General features: G+C 43.8%; 12 protein-coding genes. 7 read left to right on the top strand and 5 right to left on the bottom strand.

Features of this window, described 5'->3' with window-relative positions:
- Window positions 1–15: 15 nt before the first annotated feature.
- From ylqF to mutY, 3 genes are all read left to right on the top strand, one after another.
- Window positions 16–972, top strand: coding sequence for a ribosome biogenesis GTPase YlqF (gene ylqF, locus HCZ91_RS09295; RefSeq protein WP_057761911.1), 957 nt, complete (start codon window positions 16–18; stop codon window positions 970–972).
- Between the two features lie 23 nt (window positions 973–995).
- Window positions 996–1934, top strand: coding sequence for a GIY-YIG nuclease family protein (locus tag HCZ91_RS09290; RefSeq protein WP_179799136.1), 939 nt, complete (start codon window positions 996–998; stop codon window positions 1932–1934).
- A gap of 147 nt (window positions 1935–2081) precedes the next feature.
- Window positions 2082–3332 carry an A/G-specific adenine glycosylase gene (mutY, locus tag HCZ91_RS09285; protein ID WP_179799135.1) on the top strand — a complete coding sequence of 417 codons (1251 nt, stop codon included), beginning with the start codon at window positions 2082–2084 and terminating at the stop codon, window positions 3330–3332.
- 87 nt (window positions 3333–3419) lie between these two features.
- Here the strand turns inward: mutY and HCZ91_RS09280 are convergent, their stop codons facing one another.
- Together HCZ91_RS09280 and rapA are read right to left on the bottom strand one after the other, a co-directional pair.
- A complete protein-coding gene (locus HCZ91_RS09280) occupies window positions 3420–4322 on the bottom strand; it encodes an acyl-CoA thioesterase II (protein WP_165598180.1) in 903 nt (300 codons plus the stop codon).
- A 360-nt stretch (window positions 4323–4682) separates the two neighbouring features.
- Window positions 4683–7571, bottom strand: coding sequence for an RNA polymerase-associated protein RapA (gene rapA, locus HCZ91_RS09275; RefSeq protein ID WP_179799134.1), 2889 nt, complete (start codon window positions 7569–7571; stop codon window positions 4683–4685).
- A gap of 435 nt (window positions 7572–8006) precedes the next feature.
- On the opposite strand from rapA, the gene HCZ91_RS09270 reads away from it, so the two are divergent.
- The gene (locus tag HCZ91_RS09270; protein ID WP_179799133.1) at window positions 8007–8954 is read left to right on the top strand and encodes an NAD(P)-dependent oxidoreductase; all 948 of its coding nucleotides are present in this window, start codon (window positions 8007–8009) and stop codon (window positions 8952–8954) included.
- A gap of 11 nt (window positions 8955–8965) precedes the next feature.
- Here the strand turns inward: HCZ91_RS09270 and HCZ91_RS09265 are convergent, their stop codons facing one another.
- The gene (locus HCZ91_RS09265; protein WP_179799132.1) at window positions 8966–10591 is read right to left on the bottom strand and encodes an NAD(P)/FAD-dependent oxidoreductase; all 1626 of its coding nucleotides are present in this window, start codon (window positions 10589–10591) and stop codon (window positions 8966–8968) included.
- Between the two features lie 93 nt (window positions 10592–10684).
- Window positions 10685–11398 (bottom strand): RluA family pseudouridine synthase, encoded by a 714-nt coding sequence (locus HCZ91_RS09260; protein WP_179799131.1) that lies wholly within the window; start codon window positions 11396–11398, stop codon window positions 10685–10687.
- A 465-nt stretch (window positions 11399–11863) separates the two neighbouring features.
- Here HCZ91_RS09260 and trxA point away from each other — a divergent pair, with 465 nt between their 5' ends.
- The 3 genes from trxA (at window position 11864) to HCZ91_RS09245 (ending at window position 14531) form a co-directional block, all read left to right on the top strand.
- Window positions 11864–12190 (top strand): thioredoxin, encoded by a 327-nt coding sequence (trxA, locus tag HCZ91_RS09255; protein WP_057761928.1) that lies wholly within the window; start codon window positions 11864–11866, stop codon window positions 12188–12190.
- Between the two features lie 525 nt (window positions 12191–12715).
- Window positions 12716–13984: a transcription termination factor Rho gene (gene rho, locus HCZ91_RS09250; protein WP_055125334.1), complete on the top strand. Its 1269-nt coding sequence runs from the start codon at window positions 12716–12718 to the stop codon at window positions 13982–13984.
- Window positions 13985–14303: 319 nt separating this feature from the next.
- Window positions 14304–14531, top strand: coding sequence for a hypothetical protein (locus HCZ91_RS09245; protein ID WP_101204904.1), 228 nt, complete (start codon window positions 14304–14306; stop codon window positions 14529–14531).
- Window positions 14532–14725: 194 nt separating this feature from the next.
- Here HCZ91_RS09245 and HCZ91_RS09240 read toward each other — a convergent pair whose 3' ends face one another.
- Window positions 14726–15613: a neutral zinc metallopeptidase gene (locus HCZ91_RS09240; protein ID WP_179799130.1), complete on the bottom strand. Its 888-nt coding sequence runs from the start codon at window positions 15611–15613 to the stop codon at window positions 14726–14728.
- Window positions 15614–15631 lie beyond the last annotated feature (18 nt).

Raw genomic sequence — 15631 nt, 5'->3', positions numbered from 1 at the left:
AGGTTATGAAAGCAGATGGATAAGAGAGCAAGTATTCAGTGGTTCCCTGGGCATATGAACAAAGCCCGTAACGAAATCAAAGAAGTCATGCCGCAGATGGATTTGGTCATCGAGGTCATCGATGCGCGTATTCCTTATAGTAGTGAAAACCCAATGGTCGCAGCACTACGCGGTGAAAAACCTGTTATCAAAATCCTGAACAAAGCTGACCTTGCCGATCCTGAGTTGACTCAAGCATGGATGGATTATCTCGAGCAGCAAGATGGGGTCAAAGCCATTGCGTGCGATACTGAAAAAGCCAATGATGTAAAACGTATTATCGCTATCTGTAAGCATCTCGTACCCAATAAAGTCGGAACTGGTCGCCAAATCAAAGCGATGATTATGGGTATTCCAAACGTTGGTAAATCAACGCTGATCAATACGCTAGCAGGACGCGCTGTGGCGAAGACAGGCGATGAGCCAGCCGTGACCAAATCGCAGCAGCTAATTAAGCTCGACGATGACATCATGCTTTATGACACACCTGGTATGCTATGGCCAAAAGTTGAAAACGAAAACTCTGGTTATCGTTTAGCAGCGACAGGCGGTATCCGTGATACTGCTTTTGATTTCGCTGATGTGGCCAGCTATACCGCTGAGTACCTGATGCAAGCCTATCCTGAGCTGCTAAAAACTCGCTATAAAATTGAAGAGCTGCCAAAGACTGACTGGGAGTTTTTTGAAGTGGCTGGGCGTAATCGCGGCTGTGTACGCGCGGGCAATCAAGTCGATACGTACCGTATGTCTGAGATTCTCATCAACGAGCTGCGTAGCGCGAAGATTGGTCGCATCACGCTTGAGACGCCTGCCATGACTGAAGCTGAAGAAATAGTCGTCGCTGAACAACGACTCGCTGCTGAAGAGAAGAAAAAAGCGAAAGAGGAAGAAAAGCGCTTACGTCGTCTAAAAACGCGGAAGAATCGGAAGTAGATTCACCAATAATATGAGCTACTATGAATCCATTAATACCATCGGCTAAAACCATCCAAATTTATCTGCCAAAAGGTAACCCTCGTGGGTTGCGTTTGGCAGAGATGACTACTCGCACAGTAAGATTGATTGAAATCCCACGTATCCACATTGACGACTTTTTTGCGATGCCCGATGCCAATCAAGTTGGTTTGTATTTTTTGATTGGTGATACCGATAGTATAGAGAAGCCGTTACTTTATGTTGGACAAACTGGCGATCTTAAAAGACGTCTTAATCAACATGATGACAAAGATTTCTGGACACGGGCTTTTGTCATGCTCTCAACCAATAACTCTATGACACAAACCCATGCGCTATATATGGAACATAAAGCTATCGCAACTGCCATTGAGGTGGGTCGTTACAAACTAAAAAATGGAAATAATGGTAATAAACCGCATACACCTGACCCATTAAAGGCTGATTGCGAGGAATTATTCCACACCCTTGACGTTTTACTATCCACCTTGGGACAGCCTATTTTCGAATCCTTGGCTATTCATGATAGCCTTTATAGCAACGAGACTTATAAAAGCAAATCGACTGATTCCACTATTGCTAAAGTCGCTCAAATAATCGATGAAGCTCCATCGAAACCTATTCCAGCTCTGTTTTACTATAAGGTAAAAGATGGTGATGCTAAAGGATACTATGACGACGATGGCTTTGTAATATTAGCAGGTTCTCTAATACGGCAAACACAAACATCATCAGCTCCGCCATTCGTGACTAAATTAAAAGAGAGTCTGCTCAGTAGCGGCAAACTCGTAGCCGTAAACGATAAAAGCTATAAACTCATTGAAAACCATTTATTTAAGACACCAAGTGGAGCCAGTTCTTTAGTATCAGGACGTTCGACCAATGGATGGATTGAGTGGAAAAATGAGTTGGGTGAGACTTTAGACAGTGTTTATCGATAAACTCTTACTTCTCCATAGTGATACTATTTATCCCCTTTATTTATAAACAATTAAGCCTCATATATCAGTAAATAGTTTTAACTATTTACCTTCTCACTTACCCGTCGTAACTCCAAATCCTATATATCCCTGTTCAACTTACAAGGAATGCTTTTGCCTACTCAATTCTCTCAATCACCTACTGCTCTTAATTCCTTCGCCCCACGCCTTCTCGATTGGTTTGCTGAAAACGGTCGCCATGACTTACCTTGGCAACAGCACCAAACCGATACGCCCAATCCTTATATCGTTTGGCTATCAGAAGTCATGCTTCAGCAAACACAAGTGACCACAGTACTGCCCTACTTTGCACGCTTTATAGAGTCATTTCCGACCGTGCAGGATTTAGCCGCAGCGGAGTGGGATACCGTAGCAGAGCATTGGGCAGGGCTTGGCTACTATGCACGCGCACGTAATTTACATAAAGGTGCTAAGCAACTGGTTGAGGTCATCGATGAAACGGGGGACTTTCCGCAGACACTAGCAGGATGGGAGGCGATTTCGGGCGTTGGGCCATCTACTGCTGGCGCGATTATGGCGATGGGATTACATCATTATGGTGTCATCTGCGATGGTAATGTCAAACGAGTGCTGACACGTTGGGCTGCAATTGACGGCGATATCACCAAATCTGCTACCACCAAAGATTTATGGACATTAGCAGAGCGACTGACACCTACAGAGAACTCAGGATTATTTGCGCAAGCCATGATGGATATGGGTGCGACATTATGTACCCGTAGCAAGCCTGCGTGTCTATTATGTCCATTAAAAGAAGACTGCCTAGCGCATGCGCAAGGGCGCGAGACTGATTACCCCGTCAAAGCAAAAAAGCAGCCCAAACCTAGTAAATTCAGTGATGCACTGCTAATCGAAAGTGCAGACGGTGACATACTATGGCTACAGCGCCCTGACAATGGTATCTGGGGCGGATTATGGAGCTTGCCATTACAGTTCGTGGAAAAAGTTGACGGTAAAACTAATAACAAGGCTACCGTTAAAAAGACGCTAGCTAACGATGACAAACTATCGAATATGCCAAATGACGTACGTAGTAATGAAAAAGTATACGAAGCAGAATTTACCACTGCTGAGCAAATCATTAATGAGTGGCTCATAAAAAATGAACTGGTGGCAAAATCAGTCAGCAATACTTTACTCGATGACGCCCCTATCAAGCATTCACTGACGCACTTTCACTGGTATTTGACCCCGCGTAAATTGACGATTGACGCGACGCAGGTAACTGAGCTAAATCAAAAATTAGCAGCGGCTGAAATTGACTTTAAGTGGCTAACCGAACAAGAAGCGCAAGACAGCCTAGGACTGCCTCGCGCGATGGTTAAAATCTTAGAATAAAAATTGGAATAAAAAAAAGCGACTCACTATTAATAATGAGTCGCTTTTTTATGATGACAATCTAAAGGCAGCTGAGCCTACAGTACTCTAAGACTTTGGCACACGTAAACGCATGAGGCCTTCCTGTTGCACGGTAGCGACCAGTTTGCCATCTTGCCAAAACTGGCCATGGTTCAACCCTTTCGCATTAGACGTGGTATCACTCCACATGTCATAAAGCATCCATTTATTCAAATCAAAATCACGATGGAAATGCATCGAGTGATCGATACTGGCAGCTTGTAGACCACTGGTCATAAAGCTAACACCATGTGACATTAGCCCTGTGCCAACCAAATAAAAGTCAGACGAAAATGCCAATAACGCTTGCTGAATAGCCACTGGCTGATTGCCCAATTCACGAATACGTAGCCAGTTTGCTTGCTTAGGTTTCATTGGTTCTGGGCTAATCGGATTACGCGGCTTCACTGGCTTAATCTCGACATGACGGCGGCGCATAAATCTTGCTTTTAGCGCTTCTGGCACTTTTCCGACATTCTCTTCTTTTAGATCTTGCTCTGTCAGCAAGTCTTCTGGCGGTGGATAGACAGGCATGTCTTCTTGATACTCAAGCCCATCTTCCATCGGCGAAAACGAGGCAATCATTGAAAATATCACCTGCTCAATAGGCGGCTTACCACGTACTTCTTTGTACTGGATAGCCGTGACTTCACGTGCAGACAAGCTACGACCATCACGCAATCGACGGACTTGGTATATCACTGGTTGGTTGATATCGCCACCACGCAAAAAATATCCATGCAGTGAGTGACAAGGTTTGTCTTTATCTAATGTATGCGCCGCTGCCATAATCGCTTGAGCGAGCACTTGCCCACCAAATATACGACTGCCCACATAGTCATGGCTTTTACCCTCAAACACATCAGGGGTAACTTCAATAAGCGCGATAGTAGCCAGCAGCTCATCAATCAGTTGTAGATTATCGGACATGACGATATGTTTCCTTATTTTTATCAAAAACGCTCAGCATCTGATGATATTGATGCCATATAGCCATCATATTTGAATGTAAAATAATGCGAGATCACTTGTTAAGATCTGTCGAAGGAGACCTTAAAATAAACATACAGACATCGTTAGCGATGTTATCACCGAATATTTATTTTCTATAGAAAAGGTAAACATCTTACCCAATATTAGTGGCTTTGACTAGTTGCTGTCGGCTTACTCATAAGTATTGCTTGTCTATTTTTGCCAGACAAATCGCAACTAAGGAGCAAAACAAGTAATCTCAACCATAAAAAAACGAGATGTATAACAACACCTCGTTTTTGACAAATACGTCGATGTTTATGGCTTAACTGCTACGAGTACACGAATAGAATCCGGCACTAGCGATAAGTTACCAAGTGCTTGCTCACCTTGAGCTTTAAGCTGCTCTAAACGCTCAATCTCTTCAGGACGCACGTTTGGATTGATCGTCTGTAGATGTTTTAGACGTTTGATTTCGCGTGACCACTGCTGGCTGAAGCGGCTACTTGCTTGCTCCCCAATCTCAGAAATCTGCTGACGAGCAATGTCTTCGGCTTCGTAATAACGCTGCTCAATCACATCGCCGCGTACTTTAATCACTTGGCGAGCACGGTTTTTATCCAAACGCTCAACGTGCGGCATAATCATCTCAGCACTGATACGAGCCGATAAATCACTGCCCTGCTCACTGATAAAGACACGGATATTTTGCGTGGACAAAGTCGCTGGCAGATTGAGCACTTTTGGCGCGATTGCTTCAACACGGAAGTTCACCTCTAGCAGTACCATACCTTGCGGAACCGCGGCACTTTTTAGCATGGCAACTGTCGTATTACCGAAAGTGCTGGTGCTCGCTAGCTCATAAATTGCACGCATCAATGGATGCTCATGAGTGATGAATTCGATATCTTCACGCTGAAGCGCTTGCTCACGCTCGAAGGTCAACGTCATACCGTCTTCATCACCAAGTGGTAAACCATCAATATAGTCACTGATCTCGGTGCTATCGATCGGTGCGATCACCCACGAGCCATCACGTTGGATGTTGTGATCAATATTGGCAGATGCAAAGAAACGCTCAATAAAGTGCGGCAGCAAATTATTACCATCGAAGTCACGCATAGCATCGGCGATACGACCTGCGACACGCGGACGACATGAGTTGTACTCTAACAGACGATCACGACCAGCTTGTAGCTGTGCTTCTAGTCCCAAACGTGTCTGTAGCGCCTCGTCAATGATGTCTTGCAAGATGACATTGTTTTCAGCGGTATCAGCACCCTCAAGCATTGGCTTGAGCTCTTGGATATATTGCTCTTGCACGCTTTGTGCCGTTGGCGATATCTGATTGAACATGTTCAGCGCATCGTTATACCACTGATACAGACGCTCTTGCGCTGTACCTTGCACATAAGGCACATGTAGCATGATTTGCTGCGTCTGACCGATACGATCTAGACGGCCAATACGCTGCTCTAACGTATCTGGATTAGCAGGCAAATCCCATAGTATTAACTGGCTTGCAAACTGGAAGTTACGACCTTCTGAACCAATCTCTGAACATAAAAGTATCTGCGCGCCTTCACTATCTGCAAAGAATGCGGCCGCTTGGTCACGCTCAAGCAAAGTCATTTGCTCAGTAAAGATAGCTGTCTTAATGCCCGCATGCAGACGCAATACCGCCTCTAAACTCTCTACCGTCGCGCCACTACGAGCAATTAATAGCACTTTTTGATGCTTAAGCTCACCGCGCAAAATATCAATCAACCAAGAAACACGTGGATCATCTTCTAGCCAGCCACCATCTGGTTGGTTTTCTTCGCCCCATAGCTGCTCACGCAACTTACCATTGGTTTGATAGCTGTCTTTCCATGCCTCAGGAAGTGGCAGTGGATATGGTTGGCTACTACGGCCATAGAACCCTTTGACGCTCTCACGAGTATTGCGGAACAAAATACGACCTGTACCATGACGATCTAATAGTTCGTTTAGCGCATGTGTACGCAGTTTTTCATCTTCGTTGATTGAAGACAACTCTTCAGTACTAATATCTAGCAAGCTACTTAAAGCAGCGATTTGACCTTCATTCAATGGCTTTTCTTCTATCAAGACGCCAGCAACTGCTGCTGTCTCTGCAAAAGCTTCTTGCCCATCGATAAATTCATCCAGATCATCAAAGCGATCTGGATCAAGCAAACGCAGACGGGCAAAGTGACTTTGCGCACCAAGTTGCTCTGGCGTTGCTGTCAATAGCATCACGCCTGGCGTTTCTTCTGCGAAATCTGCAATCAAGTCATACTTATCATTGCCGCCCTGTGCTTCATCCCAATGCAGATGATGCGCCTCATCAACAACCAATAAATCAAACCCTGCATCCATAGCTTGATCATATAAGTCTGGGTGATCGAGTAACAAATCCATACCACCAATAATACATTGCTCAGTGGCAAAAACGTTTTGTTCAGGATCGTGTTCTTTAATAGCCGCAGTACGCACTAGATCAAACAAGGCAAAGTTTAGGTTAAAGCGGCGACGCAGCTCAATCATCCATTGATACTGCAAACTATCGGGCACTAAAATCAATACACGCTCAGCTTTGCCCGTTAGCAACTGCTGATGAATAATCATGCCCGCTTCGATGGTCTTACCAAGGCCAACTTCATCAGCCAATAGTACACGCGGCGCGATACGCTTACCGACTTCATGCGCGATATATAGCTGATGCTCGATGATATCGACACGTGCACCCATTAGGCCTTTTAGTGGATGACCTGCCAGCGCTGATTGCATGCGCAAGATATCTTGACGCAGCTCATACCAGTCACCACGTTCAATACGCCCAGCAAGCAAACGCTCAAGTGGCTTGGCCAACGTGATATTGGCAGCAAGGCGGGTTTCCATGATGCCGCGCTCGTGCTCATCGACGCCATATTTAAGTACGCCCATCACTTCATCAACGGCATTGACCGTATAGCTTTTGCCATCTTGGTCGTAGATGCTATCGCCTACTTTAAACACCACGCGCGATAATGGCGCAGAGTTTTTTGCGTAGACGCGTGTCTCTTCACTTTGCGGAAATAAAATATGCACACATCGGTCGTCAACATCGATGACCACACCTAAGCCAAGCTCAGACTCCGTATCAGATAAATAACGTTGACCAACGGCGAATTCAGTACTGTGCAATGAAGCAATAGAGATAGTCATAAGGCGATGTCTTTTGTACTCAGATAATGAAATTTAGATAGCAATGGTAGATTGTGATAGCGGTAAGATTACAAAGAACATAAATCGTCAATAGACGCAAAATAAATGTCGTAATCTTAGTAGAGCCAGCAGCTCAGTCACACCATTATATAACGTTAGCGGGTAGATGAGTGCGTTAAGTTGACTTTTCAAGAGGCAGCTTGCGATAGCTATGATTTTATCAGCTATTTAATCGATACTATGTCAGACCAATACACGATTGTTAAATAATACAGATTATCCTATTTTATCAGCAGCTTATATCTATTTAATCGATATTTAGTTGATTCGTTTTTGACTAAAAATACCAACGTGCTACATTAAGCTGATAAGGATTCATGCGATAGCCATTTATCCGCTAACTATCTATAAGACAACAATAAGTAAGGACTAGCCATGCAAGCCGTTTTTTTAGATAAAGGTACGTTTTCTGATGGTATTGACCTGCCAGCGCCAATAGGTGTGAGCGATTACATCACTTATAACGACACGCCAAAAGACACGGCTGTCATCATTGAGCGCTGCAAAGACGCCGATATTATTATCACCAATAAAGTACAAATTGGTGCTGAGGTGATAAAGCAATTACCGAAACTTAAGCTGATCCAACTGACTGCCACTGGCATGAACAACGTCGATCAAGCCGCTTGCGATAAGCACGATGTTGCGCTGTTCAATGTCGCTGGTTATGCGGTCAAAAGCGTGCCCGAACACACATTTATGCTCATGCTGACAGCGATGCGTGCTGGTATTCATTATCATCAGAAAGTCGCTGATGGCACGTGGCTGGAAAATGGCAATTTTTGCCTGCTGGATATTCCGCTGATTGATTTGGAAGATAAGACGTTAGGTATTATTGGTATTGGCACTATCGGCAAGCGCGTGACCGAGATTGCTCGTGCCTTTGGTATGACCGTACTGTGGGCAGAGCACCAAGGACGTGAACCACGCAGCGACGACTATACCGCGTTTGATGAAGTGCTGGCGCGTGCGGATGTGATCAGTCTGCACTGCCCATTGAACGAACAAACTGAGCATCTTATTAATAAAGATACTCTGGCAAAAATGGTTAAACAACCGCTCATTGTCAACGTCGCCCGTGGCGGCATCGTTGATAGCCAGGCATTAACTGACGCGGTTAATAATGAGCAAATCATCGGCTATGCTAGCGATGTGTTTGAACAAGAACCGATCGCCGATAATGACCCTTTGCTCAATATCAGCGACCATCCGCGTGTTATCTTTAGTCCGCATAATGCATGGGGCAGCAAAAGCGCTCAAGAGACCTTGTGGCAGATGTTAAGCAAGCAAGTGGCCGATTTCATCGACAACCATCATCAATAATTACCAAGATACTAACGACTGAACCGTAACCAGTCGTCTTTTACCTTACGATACTTAAGCATGATTCGATCGCTTAAATAGTTGTTGGTCACGAACCAAGGATAGCGATCGCCTTGCTTAGGTAGCTCGTCTTTGCCGCGTCTGACATAACCAGACGATAGCGAACCCATCACGGTATCTGCTTGAGCACAGGCTGTCATATCGTCAGTCTGTGCTTGTGGCATGGCGACTTGATAATGGTTTTTATGCATATACCCCAACAGCCTCACTACATATTGACAAGCCAAATCGATTTTTAGTGTCCACGAAGCATTGGTATAGCCAAACAGTGCTGCCAGATTAGGTATGCCTTCTATCATGACCGCTTTGTAGGTCATACGCGTGCCAATATCGACAGCTTGACCATCGATATATACCACAGCCCCGCCCAACATCTGTAGCTTTAAGCCAGTCGCAGTAACGATGATATCAGCGTCGAGATGCTTGCCAGATTGCAGCATAACTCCTGTCTCAGTAAAGTGACTAATTTGATCGGTTACTACTGTTGCGCGTTTGTCCTGCAGGGCTTTGAATAAATCACCGTCAGGCACCGCACATACTCGTTGATCCCACGGATTGTAGTCAGGCATGAAGTGTTTACTATCAACGCCGCTACCCTTTAACTCTTTTTTCACCCCGCTTTTTAAGACTGCCTTCATCACCTTGGGTGCGTGAGTCGCAACTTTGTACAGGCCTTGTTGCCGTAACACGTTGCGCGCGCGTAGTAGCGTATAGGCTTGCTCCTTTGATAATGGTGAAAACTTGCCTGATAGCCAGTCAATAGCATGGTCATCACCCGGCACGCTTGCCACATAGGTCGGCGTACGCTGCAGCATCGTGACATGACGCGCACACTGATTACTGTCTTTATCTACTAGCGCAGGTAGCAACGTCATCGCTGTGGCACCGCTACCAATAATGATGACTTTTTTATCATCATAATCTAGATTATTCCAGTGCTGTGGATGGACGATTTGACCGTGAAAATCTTCCTCTCCTTCAAAATGAGGGCGATAGCCTTGCTCATAATCATAATAACCAGTGGCCCCTACGATAAACTTAGCAGTCTTAACAAACCTCTCACCGCTTGCATGGTTTTTAATAGTTGCTGACCACCGTTGATCCTCACTAGACCATGATATCTGCTGAACTTCATGCTGATAGTGGATATGTTCGCTCACCCCAAACTCGCGTGCCGTATCGGCGATATAGCGCTTGATATCATCGCCTGCTGCAAGCATTCTATAATCAAGCCACGGCCTAAAGTTATAACCAAAGGTCAGGGCGTCAGAGTCAGAGCGAATCCCAGGATAGGTAAATAAATCCCATGTACCACCCAAATCAGCACGCTTTTCTAAAATAGCAAAGCGCTGTGGAGGTTTTTGCTTATTAGTCGGTTTTGCCTGCTTTTGCTTTTTTGGAGCTGTATGACCGAATAGGCCTTTATGTTGCTGTTGCTGTAAACGGCAAGCCATACCAACACCTGCGATACCCGCACCGATGATCAATACTTCATAGTCGGCTACTTTGTCCGTCTTTGACTTTTTACCTTTAAGGCGGTTTTTAATGGCCTGTTTGGTCGTGGTGATGTCAAGCATACTTTCATCCTTGTATTTGCATGACTGGTATTTTATAGCTGGCTTTAGAGCCGTTTATCGCATCTATTAACAGCAAGCGGTAAAATCTAATTCTTAAAATGGGCAAGGACTCTCCCAGTCCATCCAAGCACCCAGTACTGGATGCTTTAAACGCAATTGCTGTGCATGTAAGTTGAGCCTCGGGGCTATCTCTAATGCCGTACCTTCAGCATAAATCGGATCGCCAATCATCACATGATCGACATGCACCATATGTACGCGTAGCTGATGGCTACGACCCGTGACTGGCTTTAGCATGACCCGAGTGACTGCCTCGCCATTACAGGTTTCATGAGCCACAACTTCATACAACGTCAGTGCATGCTTTGACCAGTCGTGATCGACGATATGGCGCGGCTTGGTACTTGGCTCATAGCGCACTGGCACCGATATCTCACCAGTTGCGCCGACTTGCTCCCACTCACCAAAGACACGCGCTTGGTACTTCTTTTGTGGTAAACGCTCGATGAATTGCTTACTGATATTGGTTTGCGCTGCTGCATTTTTTGCAAAAATAAGCAGTCCCGACGTGTCCATATCTAAGCGGTGAATTAATTTAACGGCTGGATTGGCACGCTCAAGACGAGCAAGCAAACTGACTTTGAGTGTTTTACCATCGACGCTTAATAGGCCTGCAGGTTTATCAACCACCCAAATATCATCGTCTTCGTAAACCGTAATCTCTTGTGCAAAATTTTTAAAAAACTCAAGCGGATAAGTGCTTTCTTGGGCATTGAGGGCATTAACTTCTTCATCAGTAAAAGGCATAAATTTAACTACTTATGTAAATTGGTTTTAAGATATGGATTTTTGGTGGCTAATCTTTTGGAAACAATAACTATATTTGGCACGACAGCCATTTTAGGAACAATGGTTATTTGGACAAAAGGTCAAAACTTTGACTGATTTTTAGAGTTATTAATATAGTAGCTACTATATAAACGAGGTAAACATAAAGCTTCTATCGTGCTGAGATACATACTTTGATAAGGATAATCGTATTAAATAACAGATTAGACACGCTTGTGCTGCACCGTTTCGATTTATTGTGCTAATACTAGTTGTTAAACAATTTAACCAGCCTGTATCTGTCAAATTAGGGCAAACATGTTAATATAATGGCACATTTTCACCCCTTCTAAACAATTCTTTGACCACCAACTGATTTATTATTAAACAAATATATAGGTTGATGAGTGGTGATAGAAGTAATAAAACAAGAGAGATAAAATTATGTCAGACCTTATTGTACATACTACCGACACAGACTTTGATCAAGACGTTTTACAATCAGACGTACCTGTACTAGTAGACTTCTGGGCACCATGGTGTGGTCCTTGTAAAGCCATCGCCCCTATTTTAGAAGATCTAGCGACTGAGTACCAAGGTAAAGTTAAAATTGTTAAAGTAGACGTGGATAACAACCCACAAGCGGCTAGCCGTTTCGGTATTCGTAACATCCCAACGCTATTTGTATTCAAAGATGGCGAAAAAGTTGATTCAGTAATGGGCTTACAGCCAAAAGCTGAATTGGCTAAAGTACTAGACAAGCATTTATAAGTTAAATTTTCTCGCTTCAGACTATCTTGAGCGGGTAAAATAGAATAACTGAGAAAGCCATTATCTAACCAAGATAGTGGCTTTTTTGCTTGTTTTTTGTGCAAAAAACTCGATAATATGACTTTTTTGGCAAAATTTATTGACAACGCTATTGTGAAGACCGTATAGTCTGCTGACAAGAGAAAACCAACTGTTTTCCTAAGTATCTTGTCGCTATTCTCCTCGTGTTTATCAACAAAAACACAATCGTCATTATAAACACCATTGCTGAACAAAATGACTAAACGCAATTACTGATATTGAGTTTCTGACGCAGACTCTTATGTAGCCTTTATTATCCCTATTTCTTATTACCTTGCATCCAATGATGGCAGTGCGTACATAAGCAGACATATAAAACCAAAACTACATAAACTACAGCGCTGTGCACACACCCATATCATCATATTACCGTTATTTTAATCACTGTCGTGACTTGTGCTGCTAATGGCATCTCTCATCTGATCAATTGCTAATGACCTATCTATGAATCTTACTGAATTAAAGAAAAAATCAATCGCTGAGCTATTGGCTATCGCCAAAGAAATGGGTCTTGATAATATGGCGCGTAGCCGTAAACAGGACATTATCTTTGCTATTCTAAAAACCCATGCGCGTAACGGTGAAGCCATTTATGGTGACGGCGTACTTGAGGTTCTTCCTGATGGTTTTGGATTTTTGCGCTCATCAGAAGGCTCATATTTAGCTGGTCCTGATGATATTTATGTCAGCCCTAGCCAAATTCGCCGTTTCAGTCTAAAAACTGGTGACAGTATCGCTGGTACAATTCGTCCACCAAAAGATTCTGAGCGTTATTTTGCATTATTAAAAGTTGGCGAAATCAACTTTGATACGCCAGATCGCTCACGTCATAAGCTTATCTTTGAGAACCTGACGCCCCTATTCCCAACTGAGCATTTAAAACTTGAGCTTGGTAACGGAACCACTGAAGATTTGACTGGTCGTATCATCGACCTAATCGCTCCGATTGGTAAAGGTCAGCGTTCTATCATCGTCGCACCGCCAAAAGCGGGTAAAACGATGTTGCTACAAACCATCGCGCAATCAATCACTCGTAATAACCCTGAATGTTATTTAATCGTACTATTGATTGATGAGCGTCCAGAAGAAGTCACTGAGATGGTACGTACAGTACGCGGTGAAGTGGTCGCTTCTACCTTTGATGAGCCGCCACAGCGTCACGTACAAGTTGCTGAAATGGTCATCGAAAAGGCCAAACGTTTGGTTGAACACAAGCAAGACGTGGTGATTTTACTTGATTCAATTACGCGTCTAGCACGTGCTTATAACACGGTCATTCCATCGTCAGGTAAAGTGTTGACGGGTGGTCTGGATGCCAATGCTCTAGAACGTCCAAAACGTTTCTTTGGTGCTGCGCGTAACGTGGAAGAAGGTGGTAGTTTGACTATTATTGCCAGTGCATTGATTGATACTGGTAGTAAGATGGACAGCGTTATTTTTGAAGAGTTTAAGGGAACGGGTAACCAAGAGATTACGCTTGAGCGTGACTTGGCTGAAAAACGTGTATTCCCTGCGATTAATATCAAAAAATCTGGTACACGCCGCGAAGAGCGTCTATTGGACGAAGACAAACTACGTAAAGTATGGATTTTACGTAAACTACTTCAACCGATGGATGGCGTACAAGCCACTGAGTTTTTGTTGGATCGCCTAAAAGAAGCGAAAACCAATGATGAATTCTTTGAGCAAATGAAGCGTAAATCGCAAAACTAATTTTTAGTTAGTTTGCTAGTCATATTCAGCTTTGATTTGAAATTAAGACTACCTATAGGTAGTCTTTTTTATGACAGCATCAAAATATTAATAGTTAAACCCATTAAAACGTAATTCCTTCTGTCGTTTACAGCTATTGGTGATGATACAGTACGGCAACATCGCTTACATCTCGTTTGCAAAGTTTAGCGTTTTTACTACGACTATATTATTAGTGACCGACTATTATGACAGACAGTAGGAATATACTTGAAAATATCATGGACACAGTATTTTGAAGGTATTGTATTTTAAACTTGATGACTTAATAGGTGATAATATGAAATTTGCTAAAACGATCGCAATGACTGCAATTACTAGCTCGGCATTAATCATGACTGGTTGTAACTCTTATAGCGGTATGAGCAACACAGCTAAAGGTGCTACTGCTGGCGCAGCAGCTGGTGCTCTTATTAGAAGCAAAGGCGACAGCAAAGATATCGCTCGTGGCGCATTGGCTGGTGCAGCGATTGGCGGTGCTGGTGGTTATGTTCTTGACAACAACTAAATCTTTCTACGCTGATATTATTTAATAATTGATTGAGTGATATCAGATAAAAGATGATAAAAAGCCTGCAATTCGTTGCAGGATTTTTTATGTCTTAATTTTGATTATAAGTCCATGCGCTAGACTCGTAATCAAAAACATCAGTATTAAAAAACATCGTTAGTCAAATACACGATTATTAATATCTATGGCCATTAAAGTGCACCGCTGAACGTATCGCAAGATTGTACATTACCGCTTTCTAGACCACGGGTGAACCATTCGACACGTTGTTGACTGGTACCATGAGTAAAGTTATCAGGCACTACTGCACCACCACTCGCTTTTGCCAGACGATCATCACCGATTTGACTAGCTGCATTCACCGCTTCGTCAATATCACCAGCCTCTAAAAACTGTACACGCTCTTGATTGCGCTGTGCCCATACACCAGCAAAACAATCCGCTTGCAACTCTTGCAATACTGATAGCTTATTGGACTGTGCTTGGGTCACTTGCTGACGAGCTTCATTGACCTGTTGGCTAATGCCCAATAGCGTCTGAACATGATGACCTACCTCATGCGCTATCACATAGGCCTGTGCGAAATCGCCAGCCTTACCTTGGTTCTCTTCACCACCAGAGCCTTGCTGATCGCCTGAAATACCAAGATTCTGACGCATCTCTACGAAGAATGACGTATCCAAATAAACAGTCTGATCCCCTGGACAATAAAATGGACCTGTTGCAGAGCTAGCACTACCACATGCAGAGCTAACCTGACCATTAAACAAAATCAATGACGGTTCTTGATAAGTGCTACCAGCTTCGTTAAAGATTTGATGCCAGACTTCTTCTGTATCTGCTAGTACAACTTTCACAAACTGCGTGTCTCGGTCTGTGCTGGTTGCAAGCTCGGTAGATGACTCACTACCACCGCCTGTGACCGCTTGTCCTGTCTGTAATGCGGTCATTGGGTTTACCCCAAATACCAACCATAAAATACCTGCGATGATAATACCGCCAATACCACCGCCGATCATCTTACCGCCACCTGTGCTAGAACGCACATTCGAGCTGCCTCGTCTACCTTGCCATTTCATAATTCTATTCCTCAAATA

The organism is Psychrobacter sp. BI730, assembly GCF_013414195.1.
Classification (GTDB): Bacteria; Pseudomonadota; Gammaproteobacteria; order Pseudomonadales; family Moraxellaceae; genus Psychrobacter.
The sequence above is the reverse complement of the archived record's forward strand: the minus strand, read 5'-3'. Positions and strand labels throughout refer to the sequence as shown.